Origin of the sequence: Salinivibrio sp. KP-1, from assembly GCF_000968645.1 — a bacterium.
GTDB lineage: Bacteria > Pseudomonadota > Gammaproteobacteria > Enterobacterales > Vibrionaceae > Salinivibrio > Salinivibrio siamensis.
On the sequence record NZ_LAQR01000013.1, the window covers coordinates 1 to 1,101 of the forward strand.

General features: G+C 53.2%; 1 protein-coding gene. It reads right to left on the minus strand.

What is annotated here, in order from left to right:
• The coding region (locus WN56_RS08470; RefSeq protein WP_046074624.1) for a VCBS domain-containing protein at positions 1 to 1,101 on the minus strand (1,101 nt) is incomplete at both ends.

Below are 1,101 nucleotides of genomic sequence, written 5' to 3' on the forward strand. Positions count from 1 at the left end.
GCTACCGGTGACTTCAGGTAAGTCGTCGGTGCCGGTAATGGTGATAACAATATTTTGTTGCGTGTTATCGCTTGCAGTGAGGGTGATGGTGTCGGTCACCTCATCACCGGCATCCAAGTTCTGCACCGCAGGCTGATCGAGGGTGTAGGTCCAATTGCCGTTCACCAGCTCTAGCGAGCCATAGTTGCCTGCCTGTGTAACATCGGCAAAGGTTGGGTTATCGTCACTATCGACATCGCTGATCGAAATGGTGCCCGTGGCAGTGACAGGGGCATCGTCTTCATTGCCCTCGGTGACTGAGCCGGTAAAGCTACCGGTGACTTCAGGTAAGTCGTCGGTGCCGGTAATGGTGATAACAATATCTTGCTGTGTGTTATCGCTTGCAGTGAGGGTGATGGTGTCCGTCACTTGATCACCGGCATCTAAATCCTGCACTGAGCTCTGATCGAGGGTGTAGGTCCAGTTCTCACCGACTAGTTCCAGAGAGCCATAAGTCCCCGCTTCTGTAGTATTCGCAAAGGTCGGATTATCGCCGTCATCAACATCACTGATCGCAATAGTGCCCGTGGCAGTTACTGCGGTATCGCCCACGTCACCTTCGGTCACTGAGCCGGTAAAGCTACCGGTGACTTCAGGTAAGTCGTCGGTGCCGGTAATGGTGATAACAATATTTTGTTGCGTGTTATCGCTTGCAGTGAGGGTGATGGTGTCGGTCACCTCATCACCGGCATCCAAGTTCTGCACCGCAGGCTGATCGAGGGTGTAGGTCCAATTGCCGTTCACCAGCTCTAGCGAGCCATAGTTGCCTGCCTGTGTAACATCGGCAAAGGTTGGGTTATCGTCACTATCGACATCGCTGATCGAAATGGTGCCCGTGGCAGTGACAGGGGCATCGTCTTCATTGCCCTCGGTGACTGAGCCGGTAAAGCTACCGGTGACTTCAGGTAAGTCGTCGGTGCCGGTAATGGTGATAACAATATCTTGCTGTGTGTTATCGCTTGCAGTGAGGGTGATGGTGTCCGTCACTTGATCACCGGCATCTAAATCCTGCACTGAGCTCTGATCGAGGGTGTAGGTCCAGTTCTCACCGACTAGTTCCAG